Below are 18050 nucleotides of genomic sequence, written 5' to 3' on the forward strand. Positions count from 1 at the left end.
CTGGCAGGAGGGGCTCTGGGGACACCTGGTTGCAGCACTCAGCATCCTCGGAGGATCTGTGACCTTCCTTTCCCGTCTGTACGACAGGCGTCGCTCCGTCGCATCTGTGAGCACGGTGTCCATCTTCTCGACCGCGCTGGTCGCCTTCGCGATCACGTACGACGGTCAGGCCACCGCTGACGTGGAGCTCAACGACTCGGGCGTCTGGGTGACCCGGACGTCGGGGGGTGCCCTGGGCCGGTTCAACTTCGAGTCCCAGGCCCTGGACGGGTCGTTGCTGGCGTCGTCGGCCTCGTTCGACGTGCTGCAGAACGCGGGCAAGGTGCTGCTCGTCGACGACGGCGCCGGGTCCGTGAGCCCCGTCGACGTGGCGCGGCTGAAGCTCGACGGGACGGTGCGTCCGCCGACGGGCGCGAAGGTCGCGCTGGGAGGTTCCACGGTGGCCGTCCTCGACGGCGAGGAGGGCCTGCTGTGGGTGGTCCCGTTCGCGGGGGTCGCGTCGTTCGACGCGGAGAACCTCGAGCCGACCGCCGAGCTCGGCGGTGAGGGCGTCGTCCAGGTCTCCCAGGACGGCACGGTGTACGCCGTGGTCCCGGCCACGGGTGAGCTGACCAAGGTGACGACGACGGCGACCGGGACGGTCGAGGAGGTCACCTCGTCCAAGGTGCCGGTCGGCAAGGGCGACGAGGTCGAGGTCACGACCGTGGGCTCGGAGCCGGTCGTGCTCAACCGCACGCAGTCGCAGCTGGTCCTCCCGGGGGGCAAGACCGTCCCGCTCGAGGGGGCGTCGGACGCGCGCCTGCAGCAGCCAGGGGCCAAGACGGCGGACGTCGCGGTCGCGACGAGCTCGGGGTTGGTCCTGGCGCCCCTGGGCGGGGGGGACGCCGTGACACGTGCGGCGTCCGGCCTGCCGGCGGCGCCCGTGCAGCTGGGCGGGTGCACGTACGGCGCGTGGTCGCAGTCGGGTCAGGTCATCCGTGACTGCGCAGGGACGGACCTGGACATCGACAAGCGCCTCGACGGGGTGGATCCGCAGAACCGGCTGGAGTACAGGGTCAACCGCAAGGCGATCGTGCTCAACGACCTGTCGGCGGGCACGCTCTGGATGGCGGCCGACGAGTACGAGAAGGTCGACGACTGGGAGCTGGTGCTCCCCGAGCAGGCCGAGGGCGAGGAGTCCGAGGCGGACCTGAGCACCCCGGAGCAGGTCGACCAGTTCGTGCTCGACCGTTCCCAGCCCAACCAGCCGCCGCTGCCGGTCGACGACACGTTCGGCGTGCGCCCCGGGCGCACGACCCTGCTGCCCGTCCTGGGCAACGACGTGGACCCTGACGGGGACGTCATGACCGCGACGCTCGCCGGCGAGGGGCCGCGCGACGCGCAGGTGCAGACGGTGCTGGGAGGCGCAGCGCTCCAGGCCGTCGTCCCGGCGGACGCCGAGGCGGGGACGTCCTCGTTCCGGTACTCGGTGTCCGACGGTCGCGGCGGGGTCGCCGAGGCCGGGGTCGAGCTGAAGGTCTCGCCGTGGAGCGAGAACGCCGCGCCCGAGCAGACGGGGGAGCCGGTCCTGGTCGTGGAGTCCGGCAAGACCGCCGAGATCAAGGTCCTGCCGTTCTTCCGGGACCCGGACGGCGACGACCTGTACCTCGCGGCGGCATCGGTGACGTCCGCCGGGGACGAGGTGCGTTCGCGCCCGGACGGCACGGTCGAGTTCCGTGACGGCGGCGGGTCGACTGGCCGCAAGATCGTCAAGATCATGGTGGCCGACGGCCAGGAGGTCTTCGAGGGTGTGCTGAACGTGGACGTGTCGGGGGCCGGTCAGCTCGCGCCCGTCGCCGTCGCGGACCACGTGGTCGTTCCCGCGGGGCAGCCCGTCACGGTCGAGCCGTTGCTGAACGACTACGACGCGAACGGTGACGAGCTGCGCCTGGCGGCGGTCTCCGAGTCCGCGCCCGCGCAGATCACGCCCAACTTCGATGCGGGCACGTTCCAGTTCTTCTCCAACGAACCGCGTTCGTACGACCTGACCTACCAGGTCTCGGACGGTCCCAACGCGACGACGGGGCTGGTGCGCGTCGACGTGCTGCCGGCCTCGGCCGCCGAGGGGCCGCCCATCGTGGTCTCCGACACCGCGCTGCTGCCTTCGGGTGGCAAGACGCTCGTGGACGTGCTGGCCAACGACACCGATCCTGCGGGCGGGGTGCTCGTGGTGCAGTCGGTCAACGTGCCGGACAACGCTGGTGTGTCGGTCGCGGTGCTGGGGCACCAGATGCTCCGGATCACCGAGATCCGCCGCTTGGACGCGCCCGTGACGATCGAGTACACGGCTTCCAACGGGACGCAGACCACGACGGGTCAGGTGCGGGTCATCCCGGTCCCGGCCCCGGTCAAGCTCCAGCCGCCGAACGCCGCCGCGGACGAGGCGACCGTGCGGGTGGGCGACGTGGTCACGATCCCCGTGCTCAAGAACGACACGCACCCCGACGGTCTGGAGCTCTTCCTGCAGGACGAGCTCGAGCAGGGCGTGGCCCCCGAGCAGGGCGAGATCTTCGCGTCCGAGGGCCAGCTGCGGTTCAAGGCCGGTCCCGAGGCCGGCACGGCGTACGCGATCTACCGCGTCCGGGACAAGAACGGCCAGGAGGACTCGGCCCAGGTCACGATCCACATCCGTGACGGTGAGGAGAACTCGGCGCCCCAGCCGCTGCCCGTGCAGATGCGCGTGCTCTCCGGTGCGAGCGTGCGGGTCGCGGTGCCGTTGGACGGGATCGACCCGGACGGCGACTCGGTCCAGCTCACCGGGATCGCGTCGGCACCGGGCAAGGGGAAGGCCACGGTCGAGGACGGGTACCTCGTCTACGAGGCGTCCAAGGACGCGACCGGTTCCGACACGTTCACGTACTCGGTCCAGGACGCGCGTGGCGAGATCGCGGTGGGCACGGCCCAGGTAGGGATCTCCCGCCCGCCGGCGGCGAACCAGCCGCCCGTCGCGATCGACGACGTGGTCACGGTCCGCCCCGACCGCACGGTCTCGGTGGCCGCGCTGGCCAACGACACCGACCCCGACGGGGACCAGATCGCGTTGCGCCCGGCAGGCCTGGAGGCTCCGAAGGAGCTCGACGCACAGGTCGTGAAGGGCCGCGTGGTCCTGACGAGCCCTGCCGAGGCGGGCGCGACGTCGTTCTACTACGGGATCGAGGACGCGCTCGGCGCGCGCGCCGCGGCCTCGATCACGGTGAACGTGGACCAGGACGCCCCGTTGCTCGCGCCGATCGCGCGCGACGACACGGTCCCGATGGACTCGATCCTGGGCCGGACGAGCGTGCAGGTCGCGGTCCTCGACAACGACGAGGATCCCGACGGGGCCGGGTCCGAGCTCACGGTCACGACCGAGACGCTGGGCGTCTCCGTGGCACCGGACGGGGTGCTGACGGTTCCGCTGACCCAGGACCGCCAGGTCATCACGTACACCGTGACCGACGTCGACGGGCTCACCTCCCGGGCGTTCGTGAAGGTGCCCGGCCTGACCGAGCAGATCCCGCAGCTGCGCCCGGGGATCGCGCCGCTCGAGGTCCACGCGGGCGAGTCGCTGCCCGTGGACATCACCGACTACGTCCTGGTCCTGGAGGGGCGCACCCCGCGCCTGACCGAGGAGTCGAAGATCTCGGCGCTGGAGGGGACGTTCGCGGTCACCGACGCCACGAACCTGACGTACACCCCCCGCGTGGACTACGCCGGGCCCGCGGCCCTGTCGTTCGAGGTCACCGACGGGTCGGGGCCCGACGACCCCGAGGGGCACAAGGCCCTGCTCACGCTGCCCATCATCGTGCTGGCACCCAAGAACCTTCCCCCGGTCCTGTCGGCCGCGAACGTCGACGTCGCGGCCGGTGACGAGGGCAGCGTCGACCTGGCGCGGTTCGTCGAGGACCCGGACGGGGACCCCGTGACGTTCACCGCGGGCGGGGCCCCGGCCGGGATCTCGGTCGCTATCAGCGGTACCACCGCGACGGTCCAGGCCACCCCGGAGGTCGCCAAGGGCACGGTCCTGAGCGTCCCGATCTCCGTGACCGACGGGGAGCACCCGCCGGTCGAGGGGACCCTGACCGTCAAGGTCGTGGCCTCGACGCGGCCTCTGGCCAAGGCCAACGAGGACACGGTCGACAAGGCCCACCAGGGCAAGGACGTCCCGGTCAAGGTCCTGGCCAACGACTCCAACCCGTTCCCCGAGACCGGCCTCAAGGTCGTCGGCGCCATGGTCGAGACCGGCAACGGCTCGGCGGCGGTCTCCGGCGACCAGGTCGTGGTCACCCCGGACAAGACGTTCGTCGGGGTCATGGTCGTGCGCTACCGCATCCAGGACGCCACGGCGGACCCCGACCGCGAGGTCGAGGGACGCATCCAGGTGACCGTCCAGGGGCGCCCCGAGACCCCGGCCAAGCCCACGGTCGAGGAGGTCCGCTCCAAGACGGTCGTCCTGACGTGGGACCCGCCCGTCAACAACGGTGCCGAGATCACCGGGTACACCGTCAAGTCGGCCAACGGGTACAGCAAGGCGTGCGCGACCACCACGTGCACCCTGGACGGCCTGACCAACAACGTGACCTACAACTTCACCGTGGTCGCGACCAACGAGGTGGGGGACTCCGACCCGTCGGCGCCCTCGGAGGACGCACGACCCGACGAGAAGCCGGACCCGCCGGCCCCGCCGACCCTCGAGTTCGGCGACCAGTCGCTGACGATCACGTGGGTCAACAAGACCTACACCGACCGCTCGGCGATCGAGTCCGTCAACCTCGAGATCTCCCCGGCGCCGCCGGGCGGCGCGATCCAGAAGACCGGTATCGGCGGCAACCAGTTCGTCTGGACCGGTCTGAAGAACGGCGTGGACTACAAGGTCCGGATCCAGGCCGTCAACCTCGCACCCGACCCTTCCGAGTTCGGCGAATGGTCGGCGGGGATGGTCCCCGCGGGCAAGCCCGCGGCACCCTCGGCCCCGAGCGCCAAGCGTTCGGGCGAGTCCGCCATCAACGGCGGCGTCATCGACGTCTCCTGGACAGCTCTCACCGGCGAGCAGTGGAACGGTGACACCAAGACGTACTACGTCCAGCGCTACAAGGGAGGCGCAGCGGACGGGGGGCCCGTCGCGACCACGGGCACCACGCACAAGGCCACGGGCCTGGACAACGCCGCGTCCTACACGTTCACCGTCGTCGGCGAGAACAAGGCAGGCCTCGGCGCGCCCAGTGCGACCTCGGGTGCCGTGACGCCGTTCGCCAAGCCCGACGCCCCGACCGGTGTCAGCGCCAGCGACGCCAAGGGCGTCCCCCAGATCGCCTGGAGCGCCCCCGACAGCAACGGCAGCCCGATCACCAGCTACACCGTGACCGCGAGCAACGGCGGCGGCACCAAGACCGTGACGGGCACGTCCGCCGCCTTCACGGGCCTCAACGCCGGGACCACGTACACATTCACGGTCGTCGCGACCAACGACGGCGGGACCTCGGCAGCGAGCGGGGCCTCGGGCGCGGTCAAGGCCTACACGACCCCGGGGGCGCCCGGCGTCTCGGCCGGACGCACGGGAGCGACCAGCGGCCAGTACACCGTCCACGCCCCCGGCTCCGACGGAGGCAACCCCGTGACGAGCTACAACTGGGCTCTGACCGACGGCCGCTCGGGTTCCGGTACGACCATCAACGTGGGGAGCGACTACGGACAGTCCTTCTCGCTGCGCGCACAGGCCTGCAACAACGCCGGGTGCGGGGCCTGGAGCGGCTACGTCGGCTACTCGACCGACGCACCGCCCATCCCGCCCAAGGTCTGGGTCACCCGTGGCGTCGGCGCCGCGACCGGATCGCTCGGTGACTGCAACGACACGTACATCTGCACCAAGTACCGGGTCAACGCCAACGAGACCTTCCCCAGCGGCACGTACAACTTCCAGTGCTGGTCGAACGCATCGGGGTACGACCACAACATCGTGTCCGCTGGACGCACGTACTCGGCGTATCTCGCTGCCGGCAGCTCGGTCGACCTTCCCTGCATCATGGGCAACTACTACCCGGCGCCTCAGGCCTGGGTCACGATCAACCACGGAGGCGTCACGGTCGAACGTCAGACCTGGCCCAACCGATGACCGCGCCCTCTCACCCCTCGGACCTCCGCACAGGAAAGAACACCATGACCACCATGACCCCCGAGCAGGCCGCCTGGTTCGCTCAGACCTTCGACCGTCTGGTCACCAACGTGGGCCAGGCCGTGCTGGGCAAGCCGCACGTCGTGCGCCTGGTCCTCACGTGCATGCTCTCCGAGGGCCACATCCTCCTCGAGGACGCGCCCGGCACGGGCAAGACCTCGCTGGCCCGAGCGCTGGCCGCGAGCGTCCAGGGCACGCAGAACCGCATCCAGTTCACGCCGGACCTGCTCCCCTCCGACGTCACGGGCGTGACGATCTACGACCAGAAGACCGCGAAGTTCGAGTTCCACCAGGGCCCGATCTTCGCGTCGATCGTCCTCGCGGACGAGATCAACCGTGCCTCGCCCAAGACGCAGTCCGCGCTCCTGGAGGTCATGGAGGAGGGGCAGATCACGGTCGACGGCGTGACCCACTCGGTGGGTCGGCCGTTCATGGTCATCGCGACCCAGAACCCGATCGAGCAGGCCGGCACCTACCGCCTGCCCGAGGCGCAGCTCGACCGCTTCCTCATGAAGACGTCGCTCGGGTACCCCGACCACGCGGCCACGGTCGAGATCCTGCAAGGGGCCTCGGTGCGTGACCGCAGCGCGACTCTGCAGGCCCTCATCACGACGCAGGCCGTCGCGGAGATGGCCGACCTCGCCGCGGGTGTCCACGTCGACGGCGCCGTGCTCGAGTACATCTCGCGTCTCGCCGAGGAGACCCGCAACGCGGCCGAGTGCCGCGTCGGGGTCTCGGTGCGTGGGGCGCTCGCGCTCGTCCGGTGCGCCAAGGTGTGGGCCGCGGCGCACGGTCGCAACTACGTCCTGCCGGACGACATCAAGGAGCTCGCACAGCCCGCCTGGGCGCACCGGCTCGTGCTCGACCCCGAGGCCGAGTTCGCGGGGGCGACCAACGAGGGCGTGCTCGCGCGCCTCCTGGCCGACGTCGCGGCGCCGCAGGAACGCCGGTCGGCCTGACCTGATGACCACGACCGAGACCTCCGTCGCCGCAGGCGGTACCCCAGACCCGGCTCCCGGACGGACGCCCCAGGGCGTCCCGAGCGCCCAGGGCACCACGGGTGCGCCCGGCGCCCCCGAGTCCCCTGGGGCCCCGGCCGGAGCTCCCCGACGCGCCCGGACTCCCTGGAGCCGTCCGGCCCGCCCGACCACGGGCAGGGCCGCGCCCGCGCGCCCGGGGCGCGCGACGCCGTCGGGCAGGGGGACGCGCCTGCGCCGCCTCCTCGCGCCCGTGACGACGCCCGTCGCGGAGGCGCTCGCGCCCGTGGCCTCGGTCGTGAGCCCGTTCGGCTGGGCCGTCCTGGTCGGGACGGTCGCGGCGTGGTGGACCGGGCTGCTGTTCTCGTGGGTCGAGCTGATCGTGGTCGCGGTCGTCCTGACGGTCGCGCTCCTCGCAGCCGTCGCGTTCGTGCGCGGGACCTTCAAGTACACGGTGGACCTGGACCTCGGGCAGCAGCGTGTCACGGTCGGCGACCGCGCGGTCGGCCGGCTCGAGGTGAGCAACCAGTCGCAGCGTCCCCTCCTGCCCGCCGTGATGGAGCTGCCCGTGGGCGCGGGCGTGGCCTCGTTCCCGGTCCCGCGCCTGCGCACCGGGGCGAGCCACGAGGAGATCTTCACGATCCCGACGCACCGCCGCTCGGTCATCCCCGTGGGCCCCGTGCGCTCGGTCCGTGCCGACCCGTTGGGCCTGCTGCGTCGCGAGGTCGTCTGGACGGACCCCGAGGAGCTGTTCGTCCACCCGCGCACCAAGAACCTGTCGGGCTCCTCGACGGGCTTCCTGCGCGACCTCGAAGGTCGCGTGACGCAGGACATCTCCAACTCCGACGTGTCGTTCCACGCGCTGCGCGACTACGTCCCGGGCGACGACCGTCGCCACATCCACTGGAAGACGACGGCCCGCACGGGGCAGCTCATGGTCCGCCAGTTCGAGGAGACGCGGCGCTCGCACCTCGCGGTGATCCTGTCCACGCGCACCGAGGACTACGGCCACCCCGACGAGTTCGAGCTCGCGGTGAGCTCGTGCGGCTCGCTCGGCCTCCAGGCCATCAAGGAGGACCGTGGCCTCACGGTCCTCGTCAACGACGGCAGCCTGCGCGGCGACAACCGCGTACGCCTGCTCGACGACCTCGCCCGCGTCGAGACCCGTGAGCTGCGCACGAGCCTCGTCGACGTCGCCCGCGTCGCGACCGCGAGCGTCACGGACGCCTCGGTCGTCGCGCTCGTGGTCGGCAGCTCGGTCACGCCCACGGAGCTGCGCGCGGCCTCGGCCCGCCTGCCGCAGGACGTCCGGGTCATGGCGATCCAGTGCGTCCCGGGCGCCAAGGTCAGCCGCCACCGGATCGCCGAGCTCGTCGTGCTCACCATCGGGGAGCTGGGCGACCTTCCCCTCGCACTGCGGAGGCTGAACGACTGATGTCCCAGAACGACACCCGGGGTCGGGCGGCCGGTCCCGGCAGCCCCTCCTGGCAGGGCAGGCCCGCGGGCCACACCACGGGCTCGACCGCGACGGGCACCCGCTCGAACGGGACGACGTCCCGGGCCCCGCGCGGCACGAGCGCCCCGCGGGCCCTCACGGGTTCGGGCGCCCTCGACGCGCTCGCGCTCGTCGTGATGCTGGGCGCGGCGATCGTCGGGTTCGGCCCGGCGTGGGGCTCGACCGCCTACCTGCTGCCCGCCGTCGGCGGCATGGTCCTGGGCCTCGGCGTCGCCTGGCTCGGCGCCTGGCGCCGCTGGGGAACGCTCAGCGTCGCGGCCGCCGCGGTCCTCGTCTACGTGCTGCTCGGCGGTCCGTTCGCACTGCCGGGCACCACGGTCGCCGGCGTCCTGCCGACCCTCGACACGTTCCGCGGCCTGCTGCTCGGCGCGGTGACGGGCTGGAAGGAGATCGTCACGTCCGTGCCGCCGCTCCAGTCGTTCCCGGAGCTCGGGGTCGTGCCGTTCCTCCTGCTCTTCGTCACGTCGCTCGTCGCGGGCACGCTCGCGTGGCGGGTCCGCGACGCCCAGTGGGCGCTCGTCCCCGTCGCGCTGGCGTTCGTCGCGATCATCCTCCTGGGCACGGTCGTGCCTGCCGTGCCCGTGGTCCAGGGCCTGGTCCTGGTCGTCGTCGGCCTGCTGTGGGGCGCGTGGCGCGCGACCGAGGCGAGGCTCGGGGAGCACCAGGTCACGACCGAGGCGAGCCTCGCGGCGACCCGTCGGCTGCGCTGGCACCGCGCCCGGGGCGGCGCCGCGATGCTCGCCCTCGGCGGGGTCGCGGCTGTCCTGCTGGCTCCCGTGCTCACGCCCGACACCGAGCGCATGGTCCTGCGGGAGAACGTCGTGCCGCCGCTCGACCTGCACGAGTACGTCAGCCCGCTCGCGTCGTTCCGCAAGTACGCCAAGGAGATGACCGAGGACGAGCTGTTCACGGTCGAGGGCCTGCCCGCGGGTGCCCGCGTCCGCCTCGCGACGCTCGACGCGTACAACGGCGTCGTCTACGACGTCTCGAGCGGCGGGGCCGGGTCCGGGTCGGGGGTCTTCACGCGGGCCGGTGACCAGATCGCCACGGTCGCCCAGGGCACGCCGACCGACCTCACGGTCACGATCGGTGACTACCGGGGCGTGTGGGTGCCCGACGTCGGGTCGCTCGCGGGCATCGTCTACCAGGGCGAGCGGGCCGAGGACCTGGGCTCGACCACCTACTACAACTCGACCACGGCGACCGGTGTCGTGACGGCGGGGCTGCGCCCGGGCGACTCGTTCCGCCTCGACGCGATCGTCGCGCCCGCCCCGTCGGCCGAGGACCTGCAGTCCACGCGCATCCTCGACGAGAAGCTCCCGCGCTCGATCAACGTCCCCGACTCGGTCGCGGGCAAGGCCGCGCAGTTCATGGCCGAGGAGACGGACCCCGTCGTCCAGCTCGACAACCTGAAGAACGGCCTCGTCGCGAGCGGCATCTTCTCGAGCGGTCTCGAGACGCAGCTCCCTTCGCGCCCGGGGCACTCGGCCGAGCGCATCGACACGCTGCTCGCCGACGAGGAGATGATCGGCGACGACGAGCAGTTCGCGGTCGCGCTCGCCCTGATGGCGCAGTCCGCCGGGATCCCGGCGCGCGTCGTCATGGGCTTCTACCCACCCGAGACCTGGGAGGAGGGCACGCCGTTCGTGGCCACGGGCGCCGACGTCCACGCCTGGGTCGAGGTGCCGTTCGAGGGCTACGGGTGGGTGCCGGTCGACGCCATCCCGGAGGAGGACAACAAGATCGAGCCCGAGCCCAAGAGCGACCAGGTGCCCAAGCCCCCGGTCCTCGAGGACCCGGAGCCGCCCGAGGAGCCCGCGGACGCGGAGGCCGGCACGGTCGACGACGAGGAGAAGAAGGACGACGCCGAGTCGTCCGGGTTCGACTGGGGTCAGGCAGCCCTCGTCGCGGTCGCGGTCGCGGTGCCGTTGATCCTGCTCGCCCTCCCGCTGCTCCTGATCGTGGCCTTCAAGTCACGGCGCAGGAAGAGGCGTCGCGAGGCCGAGCGGCCCGTCGACCGGATCAGCGGTGGCTGGCGCGAGGTGCTCGACGCCGCCACCGACCTGGGAGCGCCCGTCGCGGGCGGTGCGACGCGCCGGGAGGGCGCGGGGGCACTGTCCGAGTCGTTCCCCGCGGCTGCGGCACCGACCGTCACGCTCGCCCGGACGGCCGATGCCCAGGTCTTCGGGACCGGGGACCCGAGCCCGCAGGAGATCGAGTCCTTCTGGACGGAGGTCGACGCCGTGCTGACCGGTATGCGGTCCACCCTGCCGCGCAGGCAGCGACTTCGCGCCGCGGTGTCGCTACGATCCCTGCGGGGCGCACGGAGGTCCTGGCTGCCTGCCAGGTTCCGTCGGGCTCGACAGTCCGTCCGGTCGGCGCGCACGCCGGCGGCGGGTCCCGTCACCAAGCCAGGAGACAAGTGATGTCCGAGACGACGACCTGCAGCGCCTGCGGCACGACGCAGGCCGCAGGCTCCGCGTTCTGCGCGGTCTGCGGGACCAGGTTCCCGCGCACCGGCAGCCCGTACGCGGCGGGCCTCTCACCGGACCCGGTGCCGGACCCCGCCTCGGAGCCCGTCCTCGGGGTCACGACCGAGCGCGAGGTCGCGGCCATGACCCAGCGTGCGTACGGCCTCCCCGTGGGTCCCGGGCAGCCGGGCGCACCCGGGGTCCCGGGCGCACCCGCCGTGTCCTCGGCGTCCTCCGGGTCCTTGTCGGCAGGAGGGCACGCGGCCCCTGTCGCGGGCGTCGGCCGCCGCTTCGTCGCGTTCCTCGTCGACTGCGCGGTGATCGGGCTCGTCGCCGGGGGAGTCGTGCTCGGTGGGCTGGCCGCCCTCGGCGTGCCGCTCACGGGCGGCATGACCGTGGCGACGCAGGCTCAGGCGGAGGAGCTGCTCGGGAGCGTGACGATCCTGTGGGCCGTGACCGGCGCCCTGGGGCTCGTCTACTGGCTCGGGATCTGGTTCTGGGAGGGGCGGACGGGCCGCACGATCGGCAACCTCCTGCTGGGGCTGCGCACGGTCCGGGCCGAGGACCGCTCGCCCCTGGGCTTCGGCCGCGCCGCGCTGCGGTGGATCGTGATCGGGCTCGGGGCGATCGCGTGCGGCGTCGGAGAGTTCCTCGTGGCGCTCTCCCCGGCCTTCGACAAGTCCGGCCGCGGGCAGGGCTGGCACGACAAGGCGGCCAAGGCCGTGGTCCTCGACGTCCGCGCGGTGGCGCCGTCCGCGTCCGGGGCGCCGCACGCACCCGCGGAGCCGTTCGCGGCGATGCCCCCGACGGGTGCCTTCGCGGCCCCGCCCACGGGGTACGCGGCCCCGGCCGCGACGCCGGTCCAGTACTCGTCGACCCCGCCCGCGGGCTACGCGGCCCCGGTCGCGCCCGGATATCCCGGTGCCCCGCAGCAGGTCCCGGTCGCGTCCGACCCGTGGGCGTTCAGCGCGGCTCCGGCGCCCAAGGCGGGCGCCCAGGACGGCCTGATCACGGGAGTCCCGGGAGCACCCGGCGTCTCGGTGCCCGGGGGAACCGCCGCCCAGGTGGCGCCCTCCGCTCCCACGGAGGCTCCGTCGTCGGGCGGGGGACTTCCCGGCCCGACGGCGCAGCCCCCCGTGTCCTACGCCGCGCCCTCCGCTCCGCCCCAGCAGGCGCCTGCCGCACCTGTCGCCCCCGTGTCGAGCGCCGCGGCCACCGACGAGGACCCCGACTGGGACAGCACCCGGTTCAGCGTGAGCGACGTCCGGCGGGACACCCCGGCCGGGTTCGTGCTCGAGCTCGAGTCGGGCCGTCGGGTCACCGTGACGGGCACGGCGCTGATCGGACGCAACCCGCAGGCGACCGGGGAAGGGGCCGTGGTCCTGGTCGCGGTCGAGGATCCCACCCGCTCGGTCTCCAAGACGCATGCCGAGATGGGCGTCGACGCGGGCGGGCTCTGGCTCGTCGACCGCGGTTCGACGAACGGCACCATCCTGACGCGCCCCGGTGGCGCCCCTCAGGTGCTCGAGGCAGGCGTCCGCGTCGCCGTGACCGTGGGGTCCGTGGTCCAGGTCGGCGACCGCCGACTCACGGTCCACCCGGGTGGTGCCGCGTGAGCGCGAGCACGACCGGGGTGCACCTGGCCTGGGGGGCGAGCTCTCACCGCGGGGCCCGCCGGCTCCTCAACGAGGACCGCTTCCTCGCGGACCGGTCGGTCTTCTTCGTGGCCGACGGCATGGGCGGGCACGACGCGGGCGAGGTCGCGAGCGCCGCGGCGATCGACGCGCTGCGTCCGCTCGGGGCGCTCGGCACCGTGGGCCCCGAGGACGTCCGTGACCGCTTGGGCGTCGCCCAGGACGACGTGCGGTCGATCAGCACCGAACCGGGTCGGGGAGCCGGGACGACCGTCACGGGAGTCGTGGTGGCCGAGCAGGAGGGCGTCCCGTACTGGCTCGTGGTGAACATCGGTGACTCGCGGACCTACCAGATGTCGCATGGTGTCCTCGAGCAGCTCAGCGTCGACCACTCGGAGGTCCAGGAGATGGTGGACGCCGGCCTGCTCACCCCGACCCAGGCGCTCACGCACCCGCGACGCCACGTCGTGACGCGGGCCGTCGGGGCCGCGCTCCCGCCCGAGCCGGACTTCTGCTGGATCCCCATCGAGCCGAGGGACCGCATGCTCGTGTGCTCCGACGGCCTGACGGGCGAGCTGTCGGACGAACGGATCGCCGAGATCCTCCTGGCGCAGCCCGACCCCCAGTGCGCGGCCGACCTGCTGGTCAACGAGGCCATCGTCGCTGGTGGCCGGGATAACATCACCGTGGTCGTCGTCGACGCGACCGGGGCGTGGCAGGACACCAGCGACGGGTCCACGACCCCCCGGGACGCCCTGGGCTACACCGACGAGGACACCTTGCCGCGCGAGATCCACTTGCAGATGGGGGACAGGTCGTGAGACTGCGCTACGACACGGGGAGCGCTTTCGGGTTCGTCCGGGGCGGAGCGATCGTCGTCCTGCCCGACGGCGCGACGAGCGAGCTCGTCCGGGCCCTGTGGGAGCGGCTCGACGCGTCGGGCGACGCGGAGACCGAGGTCATCGAGGTCATCCAGCTGCTGACCGTCGTCCTGGGCGCCACGCTGCGCACCATGCCGTCGTTCGCGGTCGCCGTGGTCTCCGGGCAGCGCGTCCAGGTCGCGGTGCGCGGCGACGTCTCGGTCACCCTGCGCACCCCGACCGAGAGCGTGCACGTGGACGGCGACGACGTCTCGACCTGGTCCGAGCGCTCCGTGGAGGGCGTCGAGGTGGTCTCGGTGCAGCTCGGCGTCGACCCGGTGACGGACCTCGAGGCCGCGGCGGGCCAGGTCGCCCTGGTCGGGCTGCCTCTGCGGGAGGGTGTCGTGCTGGCGTCCAGGATCGTGCAGGACCTCGTGGAGGTTCCGGTGGCCCAGGGCACCGAGCGCTCGACGGCGGAGCTCCCCGAGGTCGCCGACGCTCCGGCGCGCGTCCCCGCGCCCCCGTCGCTCGACGCGCTCGCCTGGGGGCCGCCGCCGGCCGCTCCTGCGGCCGAGCCGTCGTCGGCGGACGCGGTGGTCGTGAGCCAGGCTGGCCGGGTCGGTGCTTCCTTCGAGGGCGACGGGCAGGGCGACGAGGTCCTCGGGACGGACGAGGCCCTGCCGGACGCGCTGGTCACGCCCGCTCTCGTGGACCCGCTGGGGCACGGTCCGGGAGCGGCGGTCGACCGTGACCAGGTCGAGGCGTCCGAGGAGACCATCGCGCCCGAGGCCACGATCGCGCCCGAGGTCACGGTCGCGCCCGACGTCCAGCGACCGGCGGCCGCGGTCGAGAGCCCGGCCCTGTCGGACGGTGGATCGTCCGGCGTCGGCCCCGTGCCCGCCCCTCCGACCGAGGCGGAGACGGGGTACGGCCACCTCTGGGAGTCGACTGTCCTGCGGACGGTCGAGGACGCTGCGATCCGGGTCGACGAGGACGGTCAGGACGAGGGCGCGAGCGGTCCCGCGGCCTCCGCGCCGCTCGTCGCCCCCTCACCCGGTGCGCCGGCAGGCTCCGGGCCGTCGTCCGACGACGAGCCCGAGGACGAGGACGGCATGATCGCCGGCATCCCGCGCGAGTGGACCGGGGCGACACCAGCCGCTGCGGCCCGCGCCTTCGACGTCGACGTCGCGCACGAGCCGAGCACGGTCGCGCCGGCCCCGAGCCTCGCTGCGGAGGCCGACGACCACGACGGGCACACGGTCTTCTCGTCGGTCATCGCGGATCTCCGGGCCCAGGTCGGCGGTGCGGGGGCACCTCCGCTCCCCGCCCCGGCCCCCGACGTCGAGGTGCCCCCTGCGCCGCCGTCGGCGGCAGGACCGACCTTCTCGCCGCCGCCCGCTCCCGGGTCGCAGCAGATCCTCGCGCGCGTGTGCCGCGAGGAGCACGCCAACCCTGCGTCGCGCGACACGTGCGGTCGCTGCGGCGCACCGCTCGACGGCGACGCCCACCTGGTCACGCGCCCGTCGCTGGGCCGCTTCACGCTGTCCAACGGTCAGGTCGTCGAGCTCGACCGTCCCGTGGTCCTGGGGCGCAGGCCCCGGACCACGCGCGCGCAGAGCAACGACCTGCCCCGGCTCGTTGCCGTCCCCAGCCCCGAGCAGGACATCTCGCGCTCGCACGTCGAGATCCAGCTCGAGGGCTGGCACGTCCTGGTGTGCGACCTCAACACGACCAACGGCACCACGGTCCTGCGACCCGGCCAGCCGCCGCGCCGCCTGCACCCCGGCGAGCCCATGATGGTCGCGTCCGGGGACGTCGTCGACGTCGGTGACGGCGTGACGTTCGTCTTCGAAGGACTGCTATGAGCTCCAAGCGCGCCCCGTCGGCGCCGCCACTGATCGACGGCTACGAGTACGTGTCGGTCGTGGGGTCCGGCGGCTTCTCCGACGTCTTCCTGTACCAGCAGCAGCGTCCGCGGCGTCGCGTCGCGATCAAGGTCCTGCTGCACGAGTGGTCGAGCGAGTCGCAGCGCGCCGCGTTCGACGTCGAGGCCGACCTCATGGCGACGTTGTCGACCCACCCGTCGATCGTCACCATGTACGAGGCGAGCGTCGCGTCCGACGGACGCCCCTACCTCGCGATGGAGTACTGCTCGCGGCCCAACCTCGGCGCGCGCTACCGGACCGAGCGGCTCAGCGTGGCCGAGGTCCTGCGTATCGCCGTCCAGATCGCCGGTGCGGTCGAGACGGCGCACCGGGCCGGGATCCTGCACCGCGACATCAAGCCCGCGAACATCCTGGTCACCGAGTACGGGCACCCTGCGCTCACGGACTTCGGCATCTCCTCGACGCTCGACGACGCGTCCAGGGCCGAGGGCATGTCCATCCCGTGGTCGCCCCCCGAGTCGTTCGCCGAGAACCCGTGGGCGGGCAAGGAGACCGACGTCTGGGCGCTGGCCGCCACGACGTACACGCTGCTGGCCGGGCGGGCGCCGTTCGAGCTCCCCGGCGGGTCCAACTCGAGCGCGAGCCTCATCACCCGCATCGAGTCGACGCCGCTGCTGCCCACGGGGCGCACCGACGTCCCGCCGTCGCTCGAGCGCGTGCTCGGCACGGCGATGGCCAAGAACCCTGCGTCGCGCTACCCGAGCATGCTCGCGTTCGCGCGGGCGCTCCAGCAGGTCCAGAACGAGCTCTCGTACGGCGTCACGCCGATCGACGTCCTCGACGACTCGGGCCTGACGCAGGAGGAGGAGCCCGACGACGACGGTGGCACGCGGCTGCGCGCGATCGTCTCGATCGACCCGCGCGGGGTTCCGGGCAGCACCTCCGGCTCGCACCCGTCGCCGGGCGGTCGCACCACGACGAACGGGACGACCCCCGTCTACCGGCAGGACCCGTCGCAGCTCCCCTACGCGCCCGTGACCTCGAGCGGCCGCGCGCAGGTCGCGACCGGGACACCGACCACGTACGGCACCCCGGTGGGTTCCGTCGCGGCACCGCAGGCCCCGGCACAGCCCACCCCCTACCAGCAGGCGCCCGGGCTCCCGACCCACGTGCCGCCGTCGGGCGGTGGTTTCGTCCCGCAGCGGCCCGCGCCGGGTGTCGCCCAGCAGCACACGGGGGCCTGGGGTCCGCCCGTGGACGACACCGTGCACCGCGTCGGCGTCGAGGCCCCCCTGGACCCCGGGCCGTCCGCGGCCCCCGCGCCCAAGCGGCAGGCCTGGCCGCTCCTGGTCGCCGCAGGGGTCCTCGTGCTCGTGGTGGTCGGGATCTTCGTGCTCCTCAACCCACCCGGCGGCGGCTCGGCGGACGCGGACACCGACCGGCCGAATGTCGACAGCACGGAGACGGGAGACACGGGGGACACGGGCGATCTCCCGAACGACAACCTCGGCGACATCGTGCAGCCCGTCACGACCGTGACGTCCGGGTACATGGACGACCTGGGCCAGGTGGCCTTCAAGATCGAGTACCCCGAGGGATGGCAGGACGGCGACATGTTCTCGATCCGTCGGGTCGAGGACCCGACGGCCGACGAGAAGCCCGAGGAGGTGTCCTTCAACGTGGTGCGGTACGAGGCGGCCAAGGGCGAGAAGGTCTGCATCGAGATCACGGTCAAGCGTGACGGAAGACCGTCCAAGCCCTTCACGAAGTGCGAGCCGGAATGAGCGACCTCGCGATCGAGTTCTGCGGCGAGTGGTTCCGCCCCGTGCCCGGGGAGGAGTTCGACATCGGGCGCGACGGCGACCTCGAGATCGAGGACAACCCCTACCTGCACCGACGCTTCCTGCGGATCACGCACGAGAACGGCATCTGGTGGCTCGCGAACGTGGGCTCGCTCATCTCCGCGACCATCTGCGACGCGGGCGGGGGAGTGCAGTCCTGGCTCTCACCGGGCAACCGGCTCCCGCTCGTCTTCGCCTCGACCTCGATCGTCTTCACCGCGGGCCCCACGACCTACGAGGTCATGGTCCAGCTCGCGGGGGCGCCGTACCAGGAGATCCGTTCGGAGGAGCCCGCCGACGGCGCGACCACGATCGGCATGACGAGCTTCACCGTCAGCCAGAAGCAGCTCATGGTCGCGCTCGCCGAGCCCATGCTCCGCCGGGACGGGACGGGTCTCTCGGAGATCCCGACCTCCGCGGACGCCGCGCGTCGGCTCGGGTGGGCCACCACGCGCTTCAACCGCAAGCTCGACAACGTGTGCGACAAGCTCGACCGGATCGGGGTCAAGGGCCTGCGCGGAGGTCCGGGCGCGCTCGCCACGAACCGGCGCGCGCGTCTCGTCGAGTACGCGGTCGCGTCGCGGCTCGTGACCTCCGACGACCTCGCCCTGCTCGACCTGCCGAGCGACTGACCACCGGGACACGTTCCCCCCGACCGTCCCGGCGCCCGCGCCG

At 72.8% G+C, this 18050-nt stretch carries 9 protein-coding genes; all 9 read left to right on the forward strand.

The genetic code is table 11. From position 1 onward, the window contains the following. The first annotated feature begins 106 nt into the window (after window positions 1-106). From ASE27_RS11110 to ASE27_RS11150, 9 genes are read left to right on the forward strand one after another with little or no spacing between them, the layout of a single operon-like run. On the forward strand, window positions 107-6130 hold the full coding sequence (locus ASE27_RS11110) for an Ig-like domain-containing protein (RefSeq protein WP_235535419.1): 6024 nt from the start codon (window positions 107-109) through the stop codon (window positions 6128-6130). Between the two features lie 44 nt (window positions 6131-6174). After that, on the forward strand, window positions 6175-7149 hold the full coding sequence (locus tag ASE27_RS11115; RefSeq protein WP_056649837.1) for a MoxR family ATPase: 975 nt from the start codon (window positions 6175-6177) through the stop codon (window positions 7147-7149). A 4-nt stretch (window positions 7150-7153) separates the two neighbouring features. Beyond that, on the forward strand, window positions 7154-8602 hold the full coding sequence (locus ASE27_RS11120; RefSeq protein ID WP_082608818.1) for a DUF58 domain-containing protein: 1449 nt from the start codon (window positions 7154-7156) through the stop codon (window positions 8600-8602). Then, the gene (locus tag ASE27_RS11125) at window positions 8602-11109 is read left to right on the forward strand and encodes a transglutaminase family protein (RefSeq protein WP_056649840.1); all 2508 of its coding nucleotides are present in this window, start codon (window positions 8602-8604) and stop codon (window positions 11107-11109) included. The genes ASE27_RS11120 and ASE27_RS11125 overlap by 1 nt, the downstream gene beginning before the upstream one ends. Beyond that, on the forward strand, window positions 11109-12770 hold the full coding sequence (locus tag ASE27_RS11130) for an RDD family protein (protein WP_056649843.1): 1662 nt from the start codon (window positions 11109-11111) through the stop codon (window positions 12768-12770). The genes ASE27_RS11125 and ASE27_RS11130 overlap by 1 nt, the downstream gene beginning before the upstream one ends. Further along, window positions 12767-13609: a PP2C family serine/threonine-protein phosphatase gene (locus tag ASE27_RS11135; protein WP_056649846.1), complete on the forward strand. Its 843-nt coding sequence runs from the start codon at window positions 12767-12769 to the stop codon at window positions 13607-13609. The genes ASE27_RS11130 and ASE27_RS11135 overlap by 4 nt, the downstream gene beginning before the upstream one ends. After that, the gene (locus ASE27_RS20905; protein ID WP_056649848.1) at window positions 13606-15513 is read left to right on the forward strand and encodes an FHA domain-containing protein; all 1908 of its coding nucleotides are present in this window, start codon (window positions 13606-13608) and stop codon (window positions 15511-15513) included. The genes ASE27_RS11135 and ASE27_RS20905 overlap by 4 nt, the downstream gene beginning before the upstream one ends. Continuing rightward, entirely contained in the window at window positions 15510-17318 is a 1809-nt protein-coding gene (locus ASE27_RS11145; protein ID WP_056649853.1) for a serine/threonine-protein kinase, read from the forward strand. Before ASE27_RS20905 ends, ASE27_RS11145 begins: the two co-directional genes overlap by 4 nt. Continuing rightward, window positions 17315-18007, forward strand: a complete 693-nt coding sequence (locus tag ASE27_RS11150) for a hypothetical protein (protein ID WP_056649855.1) — start codon at window positions 17315-17317, stop codon at window positions 18005-18007. The genes ASE27_RS11145 and ASE27_RS11150 overlap by 4 nt, the downstream gene beginning before the upstream one ends. The last annotated feature ends 43 nt before the right edge of the window (window positions 18008-18050 follow it).

The organism is Oerskovia sp. Root918, from assembly GCF_001428945.1.
GTDB lineage: Bacteria > Actinomycetota > Actinomycetes > Actinomycetales > Cellulomonadaceae > Oerskovia > Oerskovia enterophila.